We start from the raw sequence: 20,391 nt of genomic DNA, 5'->3' as shown, positions 1-20,391 counted from the left end.
GAAAACGCGCCTCATTAATTTTTTTATCGTCCTATTGGTCTTACCGGCAGCTTTATCTCTCGTTTACCAATAGCCTCCCCAGGTGTTCCACGAGGGCCAGCTCCAGCCGCCCCAGCCAGGGCCACCCCACCCCCAGCTCCCCCACCAGTTGGGTATCCAGGCGGGATATGTGGTAACCGGGTAGTAAGGATTATAGTTCATCGTTACGGGTGTTTCCTCCCCCGTGACCTCCTGCCTGGAGATGCCTGCGGCTCCCGTTGGATCTCTTACCTGCTGCGCCCTTACTACGGACCCGTCGAACGGAGTCACGCTCTTGATGCTCGAGTCGGCGCTGAGTGGTCGCGCGTCAGGGGCGAAGCTGGCAGCAGCCGGAAGAGAGATCGCCAGGATCGCCAGCACGGAAAGAACGAAGATAAATACTTTTTTCATGTCCATACCAGTCTCCCCATTCTCATTGAACTATAAACACAGATAAAATATATTGTAGCGTATATTAGCGTATATTAGCGTATATTAGCGTTCTATCTCGCGGGCCAGGAATAAAATAGCGGTACTATCGAGCGATCTGTCCAGAGCCTAAAAAAAGGGCGTTTAACGCCGCCCATACTTCTTGTAGAGGAAGACCAGGCCGACGAGCACGACCAGTATGATGCCGCCGGCAACGAACGGGACGTACGAGCTGGTCGCGATAGTGATACGGAACTCTTCCGTATCCGTCGCCTGATCGCTCATTATATCCACGCTCACGTCGTAGTCGCTCGCCACGATATTGCCGGGCGGCTGTGCGCTGATCACGAACGTCTGCGTCTCTCCCGACTTTAACGTGCTCACGGTCTCCGGCGAAGAGCTGACCACCCAGCCCGAGGGCGCAGTGACTTCCGGATAGACGTTCGTCAGCGCGCTTCCCGTGCCGCTATTGGTCACGTAGACGTTCATGGTGAAGGTCTGCCCGGCGCTCGCCGTATATGCCAGCTTGTCCACATTTACTGTCATGCTGGTCCCGGACTTGAGCTTCAGCGCCAGGTCCTTGGTTATGGTCTGGTTAGACGAGGCCGTGATCCGGGCCGTGAAGTTATAGTCCCCGGCGCTTACCGAGTATGGCGGCACGATGCAGAGCACGAGGCTCTTCTGGGTGGACGCCGGAACGACTGTCTCCGCCAGCTCGCTCGAGCTGCTGCGCGATTCCAGGTACATGTAGTACCAGTTCTCGGGCAGGCCCATGACGGAGAGCTGATAGACATTCTCGGCCGCCTGGAGATTATCCAGCGTCAGGTCATAATAGATCTTGTCACCAATGTACACAATTTGGGAACTCAGTTTGGCGGAGACGTCCACAGACTCGTTGACGCTGGTGATATCGACGTACAGCTCCAGCGTTGAATCGCCGACCTTCACGTAGACCGTCTGCTGGCCTATGCTCGAGGTATAGGGCGTCGAGACCACCAGGTTGACCGTCTTTGTAGAGGATGCAGGCACATAGATCTGGTAGATGTCCTTGCCATTATAATCATACTTAGAGCTCCATCCGCCAGGGCTTTCCGACGACAGGCTCAGCGTCTCGTCCGACGCCAGGTTGTTCTGGATAGTGATGGGGAACGAGACCTCGTCACCCGCCAGCGTATTCTGTGCCGGGGTATCGCAATAGACCTTGATGCCCGTCCCGGAGGTCGAAGAGGTCGTCTTCGAAATATCGACTACTGCCGAAGATGTCGTGGGGATGCTTGCGATGTATATGCGCAGCACGTTCTTGAAGTAATAGGCGTTACCCGCCGGAACGTACGCATCGTCCGACCCATAGTCGGGGCTCGTGACCTCGACGTGTACCGAGCCGTTCGTGATCTCGAAGCTGACGAAACAGCCGCCGGCGGATTTAGTCTCTCCGTCGTTTACCGTCCCGCTGAAAACGGATGAATACACCGTGCCCGCCTGAGCGGGGGCCATGAGGGCCCCCGATATAAGGCAGAGCAGCAGGAGTGTGCTTAATGCCGCTTTTAGCTTCATCTGACGTCCATCCTTACGAATTTCGCATATGCGATACCGAACCCGGCGATGGACATGACGAGGAGGGCCAGCACCTGGGGCAGTATCGACGAAAGCGACTCGCTCAGAGTTGTCGACGAGGTCATGCCCCTGGAGCTAAAGTCGAACTGGCCGCTCGCCGAATTCTCCGTGGGGCCGGACTCGCCGCTGACCACGACACGGGATATGCCGTTCAGATCGTTGGTCGGCGAGAGGAGGTTGACCAGCTCGGTGACCTGGTTCCTCGTCGTCCAGTAGCTGGTATATTCGGGGTTGACCGTCATCTGTATCATGCTCCTGTTCCCGTTAGGCCCTCCGCCGCTGGCCGGGTCGAAAGTCCCTGAAGCCGCCGTACCCGACGTGCTCGTGCTCGATGAGCTCGCAGTTACGGCGCTCGACATCGACATCGCCGACGGCGACTGGCCCATGATGCCTTCGTATATCGATCCGGTGAAGCTCGGCAGGATCAGGCTGAAAGCGACGAACCCGATGGCCAGTAGTATAGAGATGGTCGAGTTTTTCGCTATCGCAGATGCCGCTATACCGATAGCCAGGAACGCTACGCTGAACAGCACGATCATGACGAAGAACATGGCCAGCCGGGCCAGGTCATCGCCCGTCGGCACGACGCCGGCGAACAGCAGTATGGCGAGGGCGATCAGGAACGTGGCCAGGAGCGAGACGACCAGTATGGACACCGCGCCGATGATCTTGCCGTTGATGATCGAGTCCCTGTAGGTGGGGCGGGCGAGTAATAATTTTAGCGAGCCCGTTTCCTTTTCCTTAGATATCAGGTCGAACCCGATGGCGATAGCAAGCAGCCAGCCGATGGTGATAAAGCTCGTGCTGAAGTTCTCGAAGATCAGCAGCATCGAGGGCATTGTCGGCTGGAAGGCGTTCCCTCCCTGGAAGGTCGCGTTAGCGACCATCGTGGACGCACGAGAAAGCATGGAGTTATACGATCCCAGCTCCGAGTTATAGGAGCTTAAGCCCGAGATCACGGCGGCGATGGTGATCCATATCAGCACGCCGAAGATCAACAAGAACCTCTTGCTCGTCAGGTAATCCTTGAACTCTTTTTTCGCTACGATGAGCTCCGGCATCATTTTAAGCGCCTCCGTATACTGTCTGCAGGAATATTTCTTCCAGCGACCTTTCCGGGGCCGTGCCCTTATCCATCTTATGCATGACATCGTCCAGCGAGCCCTTTGCGATCAATTTACCCTGAGAGATGATGCCCACGGTCTTGCATACATGGCGCACTTCCTCCAGGATATGGCTGGAGAAAAAGATCGTCTTGCCCCGGGAGGAAAGGTCCTTGATGATGTTCCTCACCTGCATGACGCCCTGCGGGTCCAGGCCGTTGGTCGGCTCGTCCATGAATATGACTTCGGGATCGTTGAGCAGCGCCTGCGCGAGGCCGAGCCGCTGTTTCATGCCTCTTGAATATCCTTCCGTTTTCTTTTCCACGCCTTCGAGCCCCACATATTTGAGCAGTTCCGTAATGCGCTTATCCGCCTTATCGTAAGGTAGGTCGTAGAACTCGGAGAAAAATTTCAGGTTCTGCCGTGCGTTGAGGTTCTCGTAGAACCCCAGGCCGTCGGGCATATAGCCGATGATCCGCTTGACATCGAGCGGATGGCGGAGAACGTCTATGCCGTTGATAAAGCATTTTCCCGACGTCGGCTCGATCTCGCCGATCATCATGCCCATGGTGGTGGTCTTGCCCGATCCGTTGGGGCCGAGGAAGCCGAACACGTCCCCCTTTTCCACGTGAAGGTCGAGGGAGTCCACGGCTTTGACACCGTCATAGGCCTTTGTTAAATTCTCTGTCTTGATCAAATGAGGCTTCCTCCTGTGAGCGCCTGCAATCGAGCAAAGGAGGGTAGCATATAAATCATTTCTCGCCTGATCGTCAAACTATCGGGCCACAGTTTGACGATTCGGCCATAAGCTTTAAAGGGGACGCCATGAGAATCGATGACTATAAGTCAGGAATTATTATAAAACGCATTTATTTACTAAAAATAGTTGGATGTTGGAGCCAGAACATATTTATAGTCCGGTAAAGGCTTATTTACTTGATATAAATGCTTAAGAAGAGCATTGCAACGGCCATACTATTATTGATGGTCGTTTCGTTCACCATTGGCTCTGTCGATCCAGTCAACAGCACTGGCGACAGGGGCCGTCTTCCCGACGGTTTCCACAAGGATATGATGTTCACGCAGATCTTCCTGGACATGACGGAGAACTATCCGGGCAGTGGGTTCGGCGTACGTGCAATGCAATACCCTGGGGCAATGCCCGAGGTGCCGATCTTCGGCTTCAGGCCTGTCCATGGCCACGAGTTCATCGAAGGTAAGATGATGGTCATACCGGCCGGAAAGGACATGCCAAAGGTGTTCCCGGTGTTTTTCTTTAAGCATCAGGGGCCTGAGGGAGCGGACAGAGTCAGCTATATGGCCGACACGATGTTCGACGTGGACGGCTCCGAGCTAAGCTTTAAGGGCGAAGTACAGCTCCTGAACGACACTATCGTTACTGGCGAGATAGCCGATGTATTTAATAACGAGATCATGTCGGGGGAGACGAACTGGCACCAGGCATATGTTTCCGGGTCTCCGGCGACGTTCAGCTTCGAGCTGAAGTGGAACAATACGGACGACTCGCTCAGGGTCGTCGTCTATACGCCCGACGGTAATGAGCTCGGCCCGTACTATGACGACTCGGACGGCGTAACGGACGGATGCATCAACATGGATATCAGTAACCCGGGCGGTGTGGCGAACGGCGAGTGGACGTTCAAGGTGACCGATACCGGCGTTACCGGCAAAGATGAATATTATTTAAAGACCTGGTAGCTATGCGGCTGAACATGAAGATCCTTATCGTGGCGGTCATCCTTTTATCCGCCCTTTTATTGGTCTCGCCTTTGTTTTTGCAGGCGACTGTCGGCACCGGCGGATACGTCGTGACGCCGGGCAGCGGCATACCCGCGGGCGTGAAGGCGACCGACGCAGCGGCCGTATCATTCTGGGACCTGCCCCTGTGGATACAGGTGGCGGGCGCCCTGGACGGCATACTCATCGCGATAGGCCTGATGAATGCGGCCCCCTTCGTTATCGGCAAGATCCAGAACGTGCTGGATAACCGCAACCGGCTTAACATATTCAACTATGTCGCTAACAACCCCGGCTGCACGCCTTCGGAAATATCGACCAGGCAGAACATGAAGAACGGGACGGTCAAGTACCACGTGCAGATGCTCGAGTCGCAGGGCAAGATCATCCTGAAGCGGATGGGCAAGTACACCCGCATATTCAATACTTCAAAGGCGAATACCGAGCAGGAAAAGACGGTGCTGGCGTATATCAAGAACGATACGAGCCGGAATATTCTTTGGGCCATTTTGGAGGAGCCCGGCGTGACGAACCAGCGGCTGTCGGAGAGGTTCGGGCTGGACAAGAGCAGCGTTCACTGGCACATCGAGCGGTTCCTGAACGATAACCTGGTCACGTTCGAGCAGGACGGCAGGTTCAAGAAGTATTACGTCGAGCCGACAGTTAGTAAACTGTTAAGCAATATTTAATTGAGAAGCGATTTGTGCGAATCTCTATTTTACGACACTCGCTTGAAATTTTTTCGTACTTCCATAGGGCGTTGATTTGTTTGGTCGGTATCTCGAACATCACCAAAGGAAATAAACCACTAATTTTCTTTTATAATTTTTACTCACTAAATCCCTGAGACTCTAGAACACCGTCAATGCCCGAACTCTCTAATACTCTGGGCATTGCACGAACGCCCTGAGCCTCAAACCCGAAAAGAAGGCTCGAAAACTCGAATGCACGTTCGAAACGCTAAACGAGCCTGCACAAACTCTCTAAGGCTCGGCTAAATCGCCAACGCCACTAACACCCCAAAGTACTGGGGAACGACCGGGCTTTTAGAGTGTCAGTGCTATGTCGTTTAGCGCTTCAAACGTGATTTAGAGACTTAGAGCCTTCGTTTCGGGTTAGCGCGTTAGAGACTTAGAGCACTGCCCTGTGTATTAGAGAGTTCGTGCGTTGACGGTGAGTTCGAGGCTTAGAGACTTCGTGAGAAAAATCTAAAAAGAAAAATTCGTGGTTTAATTCCTTTGGAGAGGTTCGTGATACCGACCGAACAAACCATCGTTTAGATGTTGAATTTATAACATCACGCCTGCGGCAGATCCACCACAAATATCGTGCCCTTCGACGGGTCGCCTTTAACGCGGTCCTCGGCGCGGATCCGGCCGCCGTATTTATCCACGATCACCCGGACGATGGACAGCCCCACGCCGGCGCCCTTTGTCGTCCCCGTCATCCGCTCAAAGACGGACTTCTTTTTGTCCTCCGGAATACCCGAGCCATGGTCGGAGATACGCACGGACCAGTAGTCCTTACCGTCGATCTTCTCCGGCAATACCGTAACATCAATGAGCTTCTCGGGATGCGGGTCATATTTAGCCGCATTCTCCAGGATATGGCGGAATATCTCGTGCACGTATTCGTCGGCCATGACGGCACGCTTTTCCTTCAGGTCGAACTCCATGCGGATCTTCGCCGAAGGCGAGGCCTTACGGACGTCGTCCGCATCCTGTTTAAGTATGGCGTTCAGGTCCGTCTTTACGGTGTTCTTACCGGCGAACTGCCGGATAAGGCGTATTTTCTTGATGTTATCGATGAGCTTGTTGCTGCCCGTGACGCCTTTCTGGGCTTTTTCAAGGTACTCGATATCCCGGGGGCTCAGGCTATCGGCTAATTGGAGCAGCTCGATGTAGCCCATGGTGACCTGGTTGAAATTCCGGATATCGTGGCTCATGAGGTCAACATAGAACTCGGCCTCGGACTTTGCCGACTCCAGCCGGTTTATGGCGTTACAGCGCTCCGTGGAGTCAACGGCCATAAGCACGGCGCCGCTGTCGGACGGGGCGGCCGTGAGGTCATAGAAGCGGTCGCATGCGGACTCGAAGCGGAAGCCGTTCTCCCGCACGGTGCTTCCATGCAGGGCGTCGGCCAGCATCCGCGCCGGGGTCTCATCCTTAAAAAGCGTCGTGATGCTCATGTGCGGGGCGGCCTTTTTACCCAGGCACTGCTCACAGAGCTCAGCCCATGCACTGTTAAAAAAACGAACTTTAAGCTCGCCGTCGACCACGACGAGCGCGGCGGGAACGCTATCGAAGGTCTTTTTCAGTTCTTCGCCTTCTACGGATATCATTTCACTCACGATATCACCAGGATATTTATTGATTTATATTAACCAGCCGGTATTTTAGTCTTTGTATATACGCTCCACGGGAGCTTAAAATATATATACTATATCGAGTATCGATATATCTGGAGCCAATATATCGAATAGCGATATATCGGAAATAGATACATGACAGATGATGCAATGGGAAGAGAAATGCGTAAAGGATTTCTGAAGATGATCGTCCTGAAGATCATCAGTAAGAAACCCATACACGGCTACGATATCATCCATGCGATCGAGACAATTACCCATGGTCACTGGGTGCCGAGCCCGGGCTCCATATACCCTGTACTCGACTTCCTGGAAGCCAGAGGATACGTCTCAATGGAAGAGATAGACCGTAAAAAAGTCTATACCATCACAGAGGAAGGAAAAAAGGCCCTCGAGGCCATCGAAGAGAAACGCAGGCAGCTGACCGAAGAGATGAGCCTGCTCTTCAACGATTGAGGGAAAATAATGACAGAAGATCACGCCATCGAAGTCCGCAGCCTGTCGAAGACATTTGGCGATTTCACGGCTGTGGATAATATTTCGTTCAACGTAAATAAAAAGGAAATATTCGGATTTTTAGGGCCGAATGGCGCGGGCAAGAGCACTACGATCCGGATGCTCTGCACGCTCGCCCGGCCTTCGGGCGGGGAAGCGAAGGTGAACGGCTATGACCTGGTCAGAGAAGCGGACCATGTCCGGGAAAGCATCGGCCTTGTCTCGGAAAAAATGATCATGTACGAGCAGCTGACCGCCGCGGAAAACCTGCGCTTCTTCGGTAACCTGTATCAGATGCCGCGGCCGAAGCTGGAATCTCGCATCGACGAGCTGCTCGGCCTGGTAAACATGAGCGATTGGAAGGATACCCAGATCAAAAAATACTCGACAGGCATGCGGCAACGCATCAACGTGATCCGTGCACTGCTTACCGAGCCGAAGATCATATTCATGGATGAGCCGACGCTCGGCCTCGACCCGCAGACGACGCTCTCCATACGGGAGCTCATCCGGGGTATCAACAAGAACGGCACGACGGTCATCCTGACGACGCATGCGATGATCGAGGCCGAGGCGCTCAGCCACCGGGTCGCCATCATTGACCACGGCAGGATCGTAGCGCTGGACACGCCCGCGAACCTGAAAAAGCTCGTCAAGGAAGCGGATATGACCGTTATCAGCGCCCGCATACCGAATATGACGCCGGCCATTGCCGGGCACATCAAGGCCCTGGACTGCGTCACCGCCTTCGACCAGCCCGATGCCTATGACATCAAGGTCAGCGCCCGGGGCAGCGAGGGTTTCGACCGGATCATCGACTCTATTCGCCACGACGGCGGCAATATCACGATGATCAACACGAACGAGCCGACCCTCGAGGACGTGTTCCTCTCGATCACCGGCAAGACGATGCGTGACCAGGCTGAAAAGCCGAAAGTGACCCGGCACCGCGGTCCCAGTATTGCGCCACGGCCGAGAGGGAGGTAAGGCTATGGGCGTTATCAAGACCTTACAGGACAGCTACCGCATCGCCGTCAAAGACCTGCTGGAGTTCGAGCGTAACCGCATCGGCCTGATCTTCCTGTTCCTCATGCCGTTTTTCATGCTGATCATGACGGGGTTCATATTCCCAACGGGAAATACGTATAGCGATATACCGGTCGCGCTGGCGGACCTGGACCACAGCCAGGCCAGCCAGCAGCTCATCGCCCAGATGCAGACGCTGAACGATAAATCGAACATGATGGCCCTCACCTCCGTTGCGACCGAGGACGAGGCGAGGACGATGATCACCAGGGGCCAGGTGTACGGAGCGATCATCGTGCCGCAGGGCTTCGGCGCCCAGCAGGCGCAGGGCAGGCAGGCGAATATCACCATCCTTTCGGATAACAGCCAGCCCCAGATATCGATGGTCATGCAGGGCATCGGCACGTCGGTCATCAACATCATCGGCTCCATGCAAGGCGCCATGAAGGTGCAGATGCTCAGCGTTAAAGCCAATCAGACCGTGGACCCGCAGGCTGTGATCGCCCCGCTCAAGGTGAACGCTCAGGGAACAGTGCCCGGTAACATGAACTACTTCAGCTTCGTGGCCCCCGGGCTGCTGATGATGATCGTTATGATGGGCGCCATGACCGGCATCCCCCGGGCAATTGCCCATGAGAAGGAGATAGGCACCTTCGATGGCATCCTGGCCGCCCCGGTGAACGAGATCTCGATCATCATGGGCAAGACGTTAGCCCAGACGGTACGCGGGTTCATCCAGGGCATTATCGTGATGGCGATCGCCATACTGATATTCGGAGTCTCGGTACAGGGGAGCATTCTATTGACAGGTGGCGTGCTTTTGCTGGGGATCTTTAGCTTCATCGGCCTGGGCATACTGCTGACCGCACTTTCGAATAACGAGGAGACGGCGATGATCCTGATGACCGTACTGCAGTTCCCCATGATGTTCCTGACGGGCGTATTCTTCCCCATTCAGCAAATGCCGTGGTTCATGCAGTGGGTTTCGAACCTGCTGCCGCTGACCTATGCCGTGACGGCGATGCGGAAAGTCATGATCCTCGGGGCGGGGATCAGCGATATAGTTCCCGAAGTGGCGATCCTGATAGTCTTCGGCGCGATAATGCTGCTGATCGCCATACCGGTGTTCAGGAGAGCGATGACGAGGTAGGGGTTTTACCTCTACCCTTCTTTTTTTAAAAGGCGCCATAAGAAAAAAGATTATAGCTTATGATTACATTATAAACACTGTTCACTATGACGGTACCGGAACAGGGTGAGGGTAGCCTTAACCCTAAATATGTCGAAAAGCTGGTCGAGGCCAGGCTTTACGCCATCAGCGATAAAAAACACAACGACGGGGCCATCATCACGTTCTTCTGCCCCCGGTGCTCGCATAACAACACGGTCATGAAGCCGCTGTTCTTCCATACGTTGAGCCTGGACAGCTTCCTGCACACCGTCTCAGGATACCGTTTCGAGACCCATAACTGCGTGTGCGGGAACAAGCTTACTTATAAGAATATCATCATCGCCCAGTACAGTCACTTTTTCCCCGACGTCGGGCTGGACCTGGAGGCCGAGGTCACGGCGGACAGCGAGTTCGTGACCTTTTACCGGATGGACCTGAAGGGAGTGCGGGAAGAACTTAGCAACATCATGGACTTCCGGTACATGTACGACGCCTTCGGCCACGTGTTCAGCGTCCGCGAGACCTGGAAGCGGATGCTCAGCACGGTCAAGGAGACCCGGAGCATCCAGGCCTACAACATCGAGAGAGGCTATGTTATCGTCGCCGTTCCCGGAGATATTCCCCACGCCGACGTCTCGACCAGGGAGATCGTCGGGCCGAGCTGGCCTGGCAGCAGCGCCGTGGTCATCAAGCTCAGCGAGATCGACGGCGAGAGAGAGGCGCCTAAGGACTCGTTCAAAGAGTGGATGCCTGAGTTCGTGGACGACATTAAGAAGAACCGCATCGACGCCTCGGTCGTCATCGACTCCCAGGTCGTCAAGAAACTGGTGGAGGGCACGCTCAAGCGCGAGGACATCGGCTATACGATCAAAGAGGATACGTGCCGTATAGAGAAGAAGCCGTTCAGCGCGTACTTTTCGTTCAAGGATATCATCCGCTCGGCCGCCTTCCGCGGTAAGACCCTGCAGGAGGCCATCGACGAGAAGGTGGATATCGCCGTTAATAAGGTGTACTCCGCCGAGTCGTTGCTGAAGTTATTACGCCGTGACCTGCCGACTTATGAGTTCGCTCTCGACGGGGACATGCTGGAGATCATCAACCCACGCACCGGCGAATCACAGAAGATCGACCCCTACTCGCCCATGCCTAAGGGAGGGACGCGCGACCTGACCGCGGAATTAAAGGACGTGCTCAGCAAGAACGAGAAGTTCCATCCAGTCTGCAAGTGCGGCCGCCCTGCGTTCATTCTCAAGTCCATCGAGCCCGCCTCCTGGATAAAGTCGACGCCCGGTGTCCTGGACCTCGTCTACGAGGAGAGGGAAGGCATCGTGATCCTGTACTCGACGGCCTGCGGCCAGCACGTGAACCCGGTCAGGAAGACCGACCTGGCGGAATGGCTTGTCGAGCGTAAGGACCTCGACGACGCCTTCGAGGAGGAGCTGGACAGCCTGCGCATCAACGTAGAGGCGCATGCCGGTAAGTTCGGCAAGGACGTCATCGTTGGCGCCCTGAGCAACAACGCCTGCGACATCATGGTGCACCCGGCCTTCGTGAAAGGGCTGCTGGACGCGGTGAATGTTAATTTGGGCGACCGCGTGATCGTTTATGCTCCCCTTAAAGAGCTCATACTCGTCTACCGCGAGGACGCCGACATCAATAACCTGAATACTGCTGTCGTGCAGCTTCAGGAGATCTCGGCGACCAAAGAGCTGAGGCAGACCGTGCTCGACTATGCGGCCTACTTCGACCTGGCCGAGGGCCACGGTATCTTCAATATCATCGACCTGCCCGAAAAGCACCGGGAAGTCGAGGAATATCCCATCGAGGAGCTTCCGCCCCAGGAGATCGACGGTTCGAGCGATGTGCCGCCAGAGCAGGGCCATTACGATATTTCCGATGAGAAGCCGACATCATAGTTTTATTTTATGCGTTATTTCATATAGAGCTGAACTGTTCTGTCGATATCACTCACATTTCTTATGCCCCGTGTGTGCTGATTAGTTCGGTCGGTATCTCGAACCTCACCAAAGGAAATAAGCCACGAATTTTTCTTTAAGATTTTACTCACGAAAGCTCTAAGGTACTAAAACACCGTCAACGCTCGAACTCTCCAATACTCGGGGCAGTGCTCGAATTCTCGAAGGCTCTAACCCGAAAGGAAGGCTCTAAAGCTCGAAGACACGTTTGAAACCCGAAACAGTCATGCACAAACACTCTAAAAGCCCGGTAGGAACCATAAGGTTTAAGCGCTTAAGCTTGGTGTCGTTGGAGTTTTAGCCGTGCCTTTGAGTGTTCGTGCTCTATCGTTTAGCGTTTCAAACGTGCGTTCGTGTTTTAGAGCCTTCGTTTCGGGTTAGAGCATTAGTGATTTCGAGCACTGCCCTGTGGATTAGTCCATTAGGGCATTGACAGTGAGTTCGGGGCTCAGGGCTTTTGTGAGTAAAATCTTAAAAACAGTTCGTGTTTTAATTCCTTTAGTGAAGTTCGTGATACCGACCGGACAATCCAGCGCCCACAAGATCGAAGAAATGTGAGTGATACCGACCGAACTAATTTGCGGGAAGTATGCCGAAAAACGAGAATATGAGATATTTTGAACCATTTACTCAACACAATCCAGAATAAATAATTTTAAGCCCCATGTAACGACAATCGACACCTTTATATGCCCAAACCATGTTATATGGTAGCATATATCTCAATTGAGGAAGCTACATGGAATACTGGCAGCCCAGGTTCGAGACAATGAAGAGAAAGCAGCTGGAAGAGCTGCAGCTCAAGAGGCTCAAGAAGTCAGCCAACAGCGTTTATAAAAATGTGCCGTTCTATAAGAAAAAGTTCGATGAGGCGGGAGTCAGGCCTTCAGACATCAAATCCGTTGACGACGTCCGAAAGCTGCCATTCACGAAGAAGACGGACCTGAGGGATAACTACCCGTTCGGGCTTTTCGCGGTGCCCCGGAGCAAGATCAACCGGTTACATGCGTCGTCGGGCACCAGCGGCAAGTCGACGGTCGTCGGGTACACGAAGAACGACCTCAAGGTCTGGGCCGAGTTAATGGCAAGATGCTTCTATATGGCCGGGGTCAGGCCGGGCGACGTGTTCCAGAACGCGGCCAATTATGGATTATTCACAGGGGGCCTGGGCATTCATGCCGGCGCCGAAAGGCTGGGATGCGCTGTCGTCCCGAGTGGCACCGGCAGTACCCAGAAACAGATCGAGATGATCCGGGACTTCGGAGTTACGGCATTTCACGCTACGCCCTCCTATGCGCTCTACATCGCGGAGACGGCGAAGAAGCTGGGCATCGAGCCGGGCTCGTTGCCTATAAAGATCGGGCTGTTCGGCGCCGAGCCGTGGTCCGTGAATACCAGGAAAGAGCTGGAAAAGTCCTTCGGGATCAAGGCATACGACTCATACGGCCTGTCGGAAATGATGGGGCCGGGCGTCGGCTTCGAATGCAAGGAGCAGGATGGCCTCCATATCTGGGAGGATGCTTTTATCCTGGAAGTGCTCGATAAGCGGGGCGAGCCATGTGACCCCGAAGAAAAAGGCGAGCTAACGCTCACTACGTTGTGCAAGGAAGCGATGCCCCTGATACGCTATCGTACGGGCGACATCACGAAACTCATGGACGGTGAGTGCGAATGCGGCCGTACGGCCCGGAAAATAACAAAGTTCTTTGGCCGCGCCGACGACATGCTTATTATTAGAGGGCTCAACGTGTTCCCCAGCCAGATCGAACACGTACTCATGGACATGCCCGAAGTGGGCGAGTACTTCCAGGTCGTGCTTGAGCGGGTCAATCACATGGACGAGATGACGGTAAAGGTCGAGATGAGCGACCGGGCGTTCTCGGGCGAGCTGGGCGACCTGAAGAAGGTCACCGGCACCGTCACGAAGAAGCTAAAGGAGCAGCTAAACCTGCGTACGAACGTCATGCTCGTCGAAAAGGGCAGCCTCCCCCGGTTCGAGGGCAAGAGCAAGAAAGTCATCGACATGAGGACGAGCATTTAATATATATTGCAGCAGATAATTGTATATCGTCCGATAAATCGAATGTGGATAATATATTAGTCCGTTGAAGTACGGACAGCGACGTTACAGACTATAAATATCGCTCAGCGTGCATAAGATAGTGAGGTAAAAATATGCCTATGCTTGATTACTGGAACTCTCGGATCGAGAGAGCGCCCCTGGAAGAGCTGCAGGAGATCCAGGAAAGGAAGCTCCGCCAGCTCGTCGATACCGTATACAGGTCATCCGTTTTCTATCGCAATCGCTTTAAAGAGGCGGGCGTGAAGCCCGAGCAGATCAAGACACTTGACGACATCACGAAGCTTCCTTTTACTTATAAGAAGGACCTGCGGGATAATTACCCGACCAACATGTTCTGCGTCCCGCTAGACCAGGTCGTGCGTTTCCACGTCTCGTCGGGCACCACCGGCAAGCCCACGGTAGTCGGCTATACGCGGGGGGACGTGGACTGCTGGACCACGTCGCTGGCCCGTGCGCTGACGGCCTGCGGCCTCGGCCGGAAAGACATCATTCAGGTGAGCTATGGCTACGGCCTGTTCACCGGCGGCCTCGGGCTGCACTATGGAGCCGAGGAGATAGGGGCGAGCGTCATCCCCATGGGCGTAGGCAATACCGAGCGCCAGATCGAGCTCATGGTCGACCTCAAGGCAACGGCCATCGCGTGCACGCCTTCGTACCTGCTGCACATGAACGAGGTGGCGAAGAAGATGGGCATCAGCGTGAAGGACGATACCAGCCTCAAGACAGCGATATTAGGCGCTGAGCCATGGTCGCTTGAAACCCGTAAGCGCATCGAGACGAGCATGGGCATCAAGGCCTATGATATCTACGGCACATCCGAGCTGTCCGGGCCCCTGTTCACGGAATGCGAAGCGCAGAACGGCATCCACGTCTGGGCCGACCACTTCCTGCTGGAAGTCATCGATAAGAACGGCGACCCTGTCAAGGACGGACAAAAAGGCGAGCTGGTCGTCACGACGCTGTCCAAGGAAGCGCTGCCGCTGATACGGTATAAGATCGGCGACATCACGATACTGAATAACGAGGAGTGCGAATGCGGCAGGACCCACCCGAGGATCATGCGCATCCTGGGCCGGGCCGACGACATGCTCATCATCCGCGGCATCAACGTGTTCCCGAGCCAGATCGAGTCGGTCCTGATGACCATCCCCGAAGTCGGGGAGCACTTCCAGATCATAGCCGACCGCAAAGGAGAGCTGGACGACCTGACGGTGCGGGTCGAGGTCACCCGGGCCGCATTCAGCGATAAGCTGGCCGACCTCATGAAGCTCGAGAAGAAGATCGAGTACGAGCTCAAGAAGGTCCTGCAGCTCGCGACGAAAGTGGAGCTGGTCGAGACGGGAACGCTGCCCAGATCCCAGGGCAAGTCGCAGAAGGTCATCGACAGGAGAAAGGTTTAAGGGATTACATTTCGGAGAGTTGTTTATGAGTGGCACGATCAAGCAGATTTCGCTGTTCGCTGAGAATAAGCCGGGGAGGCTTTCGAAGATCGCCGAGACGTTGTCGAAGGCTAAGGTCAATATCCGTGCTTTTACGATAGCTGAGGCCGGCGATTTTGGCGTTATACGCATGGTGGTCGACGACCCGGATAAGGCCTATAAGACGCTGCAGGGGCAGGGTTTTGCCGTCTCGGAGACGGATGTCGTAGGGGTCGAGATGAAGGATGTGCCCGGCGGGCTGCATGCGATCGCCAATGTGCTGGGCAAGAATAACGTGAACATCGACTATGCTTACGCGTTCGTTACGACCTCTAACCTGGCATTGCTCATTATCCGTGTGGATAACGTCAAAGAGGCGCTCAAGGTCCTTAAAGAGGCTAAGATCCGTATTGTCGACGATAAAGAAATTAGCCAGATCTAATTTTTTTATTAATGTTTTTATGCCATTTTAATAGATCGCGGCTTGGCTATGATTTCTCTGACTTCTAGCTGGTCGAACGTATCTGACTTTGCAGGCCGGATGACGAGCGCCGTATCGACGCCCTTTTTCGTGCCGCCGAGCGTTATAACGTCGTTAATATCGCCCTCTTCCAGGTAGGCGGCGATGATGCCCAGCTCAACGGCGACCTTGAAGCCTTCGCCCATGCGCCGGTAGGCGGTCTTCATGTCCTGAGTATAGGTGTACGGCACGTCCTTATAGAAGACGACTTTTGTGCCATTACTCCGTAACTGTGCCAGTATCTCGCTCGAAAAGATATTGGGATCAGTGCCCACGATCGTCAGGATAATTCCGGTGTTCTTGAATAAGTTGTAAGCCTTCTGGGCGGTCTGGCCGCTTTTCGAAGGCACAAGGACTCTCTTGATATTATACTTCAGGGCCCACTCACGGACCGTTTTAAGGGTCGTGTTCGTATTCCGGTCACCCGGCGCCATGTAATAATATATCATCTCTTTTTTCATACTCTACCCCCTTAAAATTATAATAGTAGCGATATATCATTAAGCTATTGGTTCCTCTGCGATGAAATTAAGGCGAATGGTTCATTTCCTCTGGTCAATAAGCCGCTTCGTCTTCTTTTCCTGTCTCGGAAGCGTGCCTGTCGGCACGAAGACCAGCTCGGGCTTGAGGCCCATCAGCGTCGAGGTAAGCTCTTTGATCATGGGCTCCCGGATCTGGAGCAGTTCCTTGGTGGTGCCGGTGGCCTCGACCTTGACCTGCAGGTGGTCCATGGAGCCGAATTCATTGCGGTAGGCATAGGCGTACCACTCGGGGCCGACCTGCGGGTACTTCATGAGCACGGACTCGATCTGGCCGGGGAACACGTTGACGCCCCGGACGATGACCATGTCGTCAGTACGGCCGCTGACGCGGTCGATGATGCGGTGCGTCCTGCCGCAGGAGCAATAGCCCAGCATCCGGCTCAGGTCATGCGTCTTATAGCGCAGTAAGGGTATGCCTTCCTTCGTCAGCGTCGTGAGCACGACTTCGCCCCTCTCCCCTTCGGCACATGGCTCGCCTTTCGGGTCCAGGATCTCAATGATGAAATGGTCTTCCCAGATGTGGATGCCCTCGTGCCTGGGGCAGTCCAGGCCGATGCCCGGGCCGAACATCTCGGTCATGCCGTAGATGTCGAAGGCCTCGAAGCCGAAGATGCCCTCGATCTTGTCCTTCATGCCGTTTGACCAGTGCTCGGCGCCGAAGATGCCGACCCTGAGACCCAGGCTCTTCGGGTCGATGCCGATCTCCTTGCAGACTTCCGCCAGGCGGAGAGAGTACGTGACCGTCCCGCCGAGCACGGTCGTACCAAAGTCCCGCATCATGTCAATTTGCTTTTTAGTGTCGCCGGGCCCCATCGGGATGACCATGCAACCTAATTCTTCGCCGCCATAATGGAAACCCAGGCCGCCGGTGAACAGCCCATAGCCTGGCGTTACCTGGAACACGTCGTCCTTCCTGACGCCGGCCATCTCCAGGCAGCGGGCGAACATCTTTGCCCACGTCTTAATATCATTTTTCGTGTAAAAGACCACGGTGGGCTTGCCCGTCGTCCCTGACGATGCGTGCATCCGCACGATCTCATTTCTCGGGACCGACAGGAGGCCATATGGATAGTTATCCTTGAAGTCGGTCTTCTCGGTGAACGGTAATTTGCGAATGTCCTCGATGCCCTTGATATCGCCGGGCTTGAGCCCCATATCGTCGAGCTTTTTCCTGTAAAAAGCGTTATTCTCGTAAACCTTCTTCACGACAGCCCGGAGCCGCTTGCTCTGTAGTTCCTCCAGCTCTTTCCTGGGCATATAAAGGATGTCGCTCATAGTGCTGGGACTATTAGCGTCGTCATGAAATGAAGCTTGTGCGTTCATTTTTGGTCGCCTACGTACAACTATATACGTAGGTGTATTTGACTATATTAATATCTTTCGTGATTGGCAATATTGATAAAAAAGGAAAAAGGGGCGAGTTATGCCTCACGCCCGAGGTCGAACGCTTTGAGGTTCACGGCCACCGTCTTAGGCGGCACGGACTTAGCGATGACTTCCTTAAGGGTTTCCTGGCTGATGGGCAGGTACTTCGACACGGCCCCGATCATGACGACGTTGAGCGCCTGCACGGCGCCCGCCTTTTTCGCCAGCGCCGTATAGTCCTCCATCTTGACCTCGGCACACAGGCCCTTCATCGTATCCCGGATGGTATCAAGCTCCGGGTAAGGCACCTTGCCCAGGTTCACGGTCACCGGCACGATCTTTTCGGTGTTGATGACGGCGAGGCCCTTCGTGTTAAGGTATTTCGCGAACCGGAGCGCCTCCAGGGGCTCCATGCTCATTAAACAATCAGCGCCGCCCGCGGGTATGAGGCTCCCGTACTTGCAGCCGATCCGGACGTGGTTCTCCACGGCGCCGCCGCGCTGGGCCATCCCGTGAGTCTCCGCTGAGCGGACGGGCAGGCCTTCCTGTACTGCCGCTTTTCCGATGATGTCCGAGGCTAATATGACGCCCTGGCCGCCGACGCCGACGATGAGTAAGTCGAACTTATCCATGCTCACACCCCCTTCGCCTTAATGGCGCCAAACTGGCATATCTTCGTGCACATGGCGCATCCGGCGCAGGTATCGTTAATGAACGCCTTGCCATTCCGCACTTCCATGGCCGGGCAGCCGAACTTCACGCAGCGCTTGCAACCCTCGCACAAGTCCTCGAGGACCTCGTACTGCTGCCTGCGGATGCCCATTCTCTTTGCCGTTATGACGCAGGGCTGGCGGGCGATGATGACCTTGACACCCTCCGTGTTGTAGGCCTTCTTGAAGGCGGCCTTCGAGGTCTCCAGGTCGAACGGGTCGATGACCTGCATGGACTGGACGCCGCACGCCTTCACGATGGACTCGAGGGATATCTCGGCCGCCGGCTCGCCGAGTATGGTTTCGCCGGTCGCCGGGTTGGGCTGGTGGCCCGTCATGCCGGTGGTCCGGTTGTCGAGGATGACGACGGTGATGTCGGCCTTGTTGTATACCGCATTTATCAAGCCGGGAATGCCCGTGTGCAGGAACGTCGAGTCACCGATGGTGCAGGCGATCTTATTCTTCACGCCGGCAAAGCTCAGGCCCGAGGCGACGGTGATGCTCGCGCCCATGCAGATGCACGTATCGACGGCGGATAGCTGCGTTCCCAGGGTGTAGCAGCCGATATCGCTGGCGAAAATGGAGTCCTCCTTGAAGACGCTCTTCAGGACGTAGAAGGTAGCCCTGTGCGGGCATGCGGCGCACATTGCCGGAGGCCTGGCGGGGAGCTCGAAGTCGAGCTTAACGTCATGGTTCTGCAGCAGCGGCTTTCCGGCGACCCTGCGGATGATATTCGATACGAGTAGCGTGTCGAACTCGCCCTCATGGGGCACATCGCCGGTCATCTTGCCGAGCACGTTATCGGCATACATCCGGGCCTGCTCCTCCACGAATGGCATAAGCTCCTCTATGACGAGGATGCGCTCGACACTGCCGGCTAATTTCTTTATTAGCTCGGGGTCTATGGGATATGCGCCGATCTTGAGGTAGGAGACGGGGGTGCCTAAGGTCTCCAGCGCCTCTTCCACGTAGGTGCTGGCCACTCCCGACGCGATGATGCCCAGCTTTGCGCCCTTCTTTAGATCAAGCTTGTTCCAGGGCGATTCGGCGAGCTCTTTTCGCATCGAGTCCTGCTTTGCGTTCAGTTTCTTAAGCAGGACACGCGTGTGCTTCGGCAGCACCACGAACCGCTCGGCGTCCTTCTTGAACTCGATGTTTTTCTGGCGCTCCGTGATATCATGGACCTCAATGTCCGACTTGGCGTGGGAGATACGGGTCGTGGGCCGTAGCATGACAGGTATGCCGTGCTTCTCGGAGAAGGCATAGGCGTAAGCCACCATGTCCTTGGCCTCTTGGGGAGACTGCGGGTCAAAGCAGGGAATTTTGGCGAACTTCGAGTAAATGCGGCTGTCCTGCTCGTTCTGCGACGAATGGCAGGCAGGGTCATCCGCCGAAATAAGAATTAAGCCGCCCACGACGCCCGTGTGCGACAGGGTCATGAAGGGGTCGGCAGCGACGTTGAGGCCGACGTGCTTCATCGTGCAGACGGACCGGGCGCCGGCCCAGGACGCGCCGGCAGCCACCTCGAGCGCCACCTTCTCGTTAACGGACCATTCGATATGAAAGCGGTCTCTGGCCGACGGGGCCAGTGTCGTGAGGATCTCGGAGGAAGGCGTGCCCGGGTATCCCGTGGCGACGTCGACGCCGCTCTCCAGCAATCCTCGGGCAATGGCATCATTACCCAGCATATACTCTTTACTCATATGGCACCTTCTTAGATAACTTAGAACGTAACTATATAAACTTTAAAGTGACGGCAGGCTGAATATCGCCGTCACTGCAACCCTTTACCCAC

Annotated in this window: 18 protein-coding genes; 9 read left to right on the top strand and 9 right to left on the bottom strand. The window is 55.1% G+C overall.

The genetic code is table 11. The annotated features are described in order from the left end of the window. Nucleotides 1-63: 63 nt before the first annotated feature. The 4 genes from MCP_RS06105 to MCP_RS06090 all read right to left on the bottom strand — a co-directional run bounded on the left by MCP_RS06105 (nucleotide 64) and on the right by MCP_RS06090 (nucleotide 3,861). A complete protein-coding gene (locus MCP_RS06105) occupies nucleotides 64-435 on the bottom strand; it encodes a hypothetical protein (protein ID WP_012899955.1) in 372 nt (123 codons plus the stop codon). A 156-nt stretch (nucleotides 436-591) separates the two neighbouring features. Beyond that, nucleotides 592-2,001 (bottom strand): COG1470 family protein, encoded by a 1,410-nt coding sequence (locus tag MCP_RS06100; protein WP_012899954.1) that lies wholly within the window; start codon nucleotides 1,999-2,001, stop codon nucleotides 592-594. Beyond that, on the bottom strand, nucleotides 1,998-3,125 hold the full coding sequence (locus tag MCP_RS06095; RefSeq protein WP_012899953.1) for an ABC transporter permease: 1,128 nt from the start codon (nucleotides 3,123-3,125) through the stop codon (nucleotides 1,998-2,000). Before MCP_RS06095 ends, MCP_RS06100 begins: the two co-directional genes overlap by 4 nt. A 1-nt stretch (nucleotide 3,126) precedes the next feature. Next, nucleotides 3,127-3,861 (bottom strand): ABC transporter ATP-binding protein, encoded by a 735-nt coding sequence (locus tag MCP_RS06090; RefSeq protein ID WP_012899952.1) that lies wholly within the window; start codon nucleotides 3,859-3,861, stop codon nucleotides 3,127-3,129. Nucleotides 3,862-4,109: 248 nt separating this feature from the next. Between MCP_RS06090 and MCP_RS06085 the strand changes: the two genes are divergently transcribed. Next, entirely contained in the window at nucleotides 4,110-4,883 is a 774-nt protein-coding gene (locus MCP_RS06085) for a hypothetical protein (RefSeq protein WP_012899951.1), read from the top strand. 14 nt (nucleotides 4,884-4,897) lie between these two features. After that, nucleotides 4,898-5,611, top strand: coding sequence for a winged helix-turn-helix transcriptional regulator (locus MCP_RS06080; RefSeq protein WP_231845180.1), 714 nt, complete (start codon nucleotides 4,898-4,900; stop codon nucleotides 5,609-5,611). A 608-nt stretch (nucleotides 5,612-6,219) separates the two neighbouring features. Here MCP_RS06080 and MCP_RS06075 read toward each other — a convergent pair. Beyond that, nucleotides 6,220-7,263, bottom strand: a complete 1,044-nt coding sequence (locus MCP_RS06075) for a sensor histidine kinase (protein ID WP_012899949.1) — start codon at nucleotides 7,261-7,263, stop codon at nucleotides 6,220-6,222. 189 nt (nucleotides 7,264-7,452) lie between these two features. Between MCP_RS06075 and MCP_RS06070 the strand changes: the two genes are divergently transcribed. The 7 genes from MCP_RS06070 to MCP_RS06040 all read left to right on the top strand — a co-directional run bounded on the left by MCP_RS06070 (nucleotide 7,453) and on the right by MCP_RS06040 (nucleotide 15,901). After that, nucleotides 7,453-7,746: a PadR family transcriptional regulator gene (locus MCP_RS06070; RefSeq protein ID WP_231845179.1), complete on the top strand. Its 294-nt coding sequence runs from the start codon at nucleotides 7,453-7,455 to the stop codon at nucleotides 7,744-7,746. A gap of 9 nt (nucleotides 7,747-7,755) precedes the next feature. After that, on the top strand, nucleotides 7,756-8,772 hold the full coding sequence (locus MCP_RS06065) for an ABC transporter ATP-binding protein (protein WP_012899947.1): 1,017 nt from the start codon (nucleotides 7,756-7,758) through the stop codon (nucleotides 8,770-8,772). Between the two features lie 4 nt (nucleotides 8,773-8,776). Beyond that, nucleotides 8,777-9,961, top strand: a complete 1,185-nt coding sequence (locus tag MCP_RS06060; protein WP_012899946.1) for an ABC transporter permease — start codon at nucleotides 8,777-8,779, stop codon at nucleotides 9,959-9,961. An 86-nt stretch (nucleotides 9,962-10,047) separates the two neighbouring features. Then, a complete protein-coding gene (locus tag MCP_RS06055) occupies nucleotides 10,048-11,898 on the top strand; it encodes a hypothetical protein (protein WP_012899945.1) in 1,851 nt (616 codons plus the stop codon). A gap of 799 nt (nucleotides 11,899-12,697) precedes the next feature. Beyond that, nucleotides 12,698-13,999: a phenylacetate--CoA ligase family protein gene (locus MCP_RS06050; protein WP_012899944.1), complete on the top strand. Its 1,302-nt coding sequence runs from the start codon at nucleotides 12,698-12,700 to the stop codon at nucleotides 13,997-13,999. Between the two features lie 140 nt (nucleotides 14,000-14,139). Continuing rightward, nucleotides 14,140-15,441: a phenylacetate--CoA ligase family protein gene (locus MCP_RS06045; RefSeq protein WP_012899943.1), complete on the top strand. Its 1,302-nt coding sequence runs from the start codon at nucleotides 14,140-14,142 to the stop codon at nucleotides 15,439-15,441. 25 nt (nucleotides 15,442-15,466) lie between these two features. Continuing rightward, nucleotides 15,467-15,901, top strand: coding sequence for an ACT domain-containing protein (locus MCP_RS06040; RefSeq protein ID WP_012899942.1), 435 nt, complete (start codon nucleotides 15,467-15,469; stop codon nucleotides 15,899-15,901). A 17-nt stretch (nucleotides 15,902-15,918) separates the two neighbouring features. Here MCP_RS06040 and MCP_RS06035 read toward each other — a convergent pair whose 3' ends face one another. The 4 genes from MCP_RS06035 to iorA form a co-directional block, all read right to left on the bottom strand. Beyond that, a complete protein-coding gene (locus MCP_RS06035; protein ID WP_012899941.1) occupies nucleotides 15,919-16,440 on the bottom strand; it encodes a pyruvate kinase alpha/beta domain-containing protein in 522 nt (173 codons plus the stop codon). Between the two features lie 81 nt (nucleotides 16,441-16,521). Beyond that, nucleotides 16,522-17,796: a phenylacetate--CoA ligase family protein gene (locus tag MCP_RS06030; RefSeq protein ID WP_231845178.1), complete on the bottom strand. Its 1,275-nt coding sequence runs from the start codon at nucleotides 17,794-17,796 to the stop codon at nucleotides 16,522-16,524. 146 nt (nucleotides 17,797-17,942) lie between these two features. Continuing rightward, on the bottom strand, nucleotides 17,943-18,518 hold the full coding sequence (locus MCP_RS06025; RefSeq protein WP_012899939.1) for an indolepyruvate oxidoreductase subunit beta: 576 nt from the start codon (nucleotides 18,516-18,518) through the stop codon (nucleotides 17,943-17,945). 2 nt (nucleotides 18,519-18,520) lie between these two features. Then, a complete protein-coding gene (gene iorA, locus MCP_RS06020; protein ID WP_012899938.1) occupies nucleotides 18,521-20,299 on the bottom strand; it encodes an indolepyruvate ferredoxin oxidoreductase subunit alpha in 1,779 nt (592 codons plus the stop codon). Nucleotides 20,300-20,391: the final 92 nt, after the last annotated feature.

It is taken from the genome of Methanocella paludicola SANAE, from assembly GCF_000011005.1.
GTDB classification, from domain to species: Archaea; Halobacteriota; Methanocellia; order Methanocellales; family Methanocellaceae; genus Methanocella; species Methanocella paludicola.
The sequence above is the reverse complement of the archived record's forward strand: the minus strand, read 5'-3'. Positions and strand labels throughout refer to the sequence as shown.

Excerpts from the sequence above, each read along its gene's own strand:
- MCP_RS06080 (WP_231845180.1), top strand. The coding sequence starts at position 4,898 with ATGAAGATCCTTATCGTGGCGGTCATCCTTTTATCCGCCCTTTTATTG.
- MCP_RS06070 (WP_231845179.1), top strand. The coding sequence starts at position 7,453 with ATGCGTAAAGGATTTCTGAAGATGATCGTCCTGAAGATCATCAGTAAG.
- iorA (WP_012899938.1), bottom strand. The coding sequence starts at position 20,299 with ATGAGTAAAGAGTATATGCTGGGTAATGATGCCATTGCCCGAGGATTG.
- MCP_RS06085 (WP_012899951.1), top strand. The coding sequence starts at position 4,110 with ATGCTTAAGAAGAGCATTGCAACGGCCATACTATTATTGATGGTCGTT.
- MCP_RS06100 (WP_012899954.1), bottom strand. The coding sequence starts at position 2,001 with ATGAAGCTAAAAGCGGCATTAAGCACACTCCTGCTGCTCTGCCTTATA.
- MCP_RS06050 (WP_012899944.1), top strand. The coding sequence starts at position 12,698 with ATGGAATACTGGCAGCCCAGGTTCGAGACAATGAAGAGAAAGCAGCTG.
- MCP_RS06075 (WP_012899949.1), bottom strand. The coding sequence starts at position 7,263 with ATGATATCCGTAGAAGGCGAAGAACTGAAAAAGACCTTCGATAGCGTT.
- MCP_RS06030 (WP_231845178.1), bottom strand. The coding sequence starts at position 17,796 with ATGAGCGACATCCTTTATATGCCCAGGAAAGAGCTGGAGGAACTACAG.
- MCP_RS06060 (WP_012899946.1), top strand. The coding sequence starts at position 8,777 with ATGGGCGTTATCAAGACCTTACAGGACAGCTACCGCATCGCCGTCAAA.
- MCP_RS06105 (WP_012899955.1), bottom strand. The coding sequence starts at position 435 with ATGGACATGAAAAAAGTATTTATCTTCGTTCTTTCCGTGCTGGCGATC.
- MCP_RS06025 (WP_012899939.1), bottom strand. The coding sequence starts at position 18,518 with ATGGATAAGTTCGACTTACTCATCGTCGGCGTCGGCGGCCAGGGCGTC.
- MCP_RS06055 (WP_012899945.1), top strand. The coding sequence starts at position 10,048 with ATGACGGTACCGGAACAGGGTGAGGGTAGCCTTAACCCTAAATATGTC.
- MCP_RS06035 (WP_012899941.1), bottom strand. The coding sequence starts at position 16,440 with ATGAAAAAAGAGATGATATATTATTACATGGCGCCGGGTGACCGGAAT.
- MCP_RS06065 (WP_012899947.1), top strand. The coding sequence starts at position 7,756 with ATGACAGAAGATCACGCCATCGAAGTCCGCAGCCTGTCGAAGACATTT.
- MCP_RS06040 (WP_012899942.1), top strand. The coding sequence starts at position 15,467 with ATGAGTGGCACGATCAAGCAGATTTCGCTGTTCGCTGAGAATAAGCCG.
- MCP_RS06045 (WP_012899943.1), top strand. The coding sequence starts at position 14,140 with ATGCTTGATTACTGGAACTCTCGGATCGAGAGAGCGCCCCTGGAAGAG.
- MCP_RS06095 (WP_012899953.1), bottom strand. The coding sequence starts at position 3,125 with ATGATGCCGGAGCTCATCGTAGCGAAAAAAGAGTTCAAGGATTACCTG.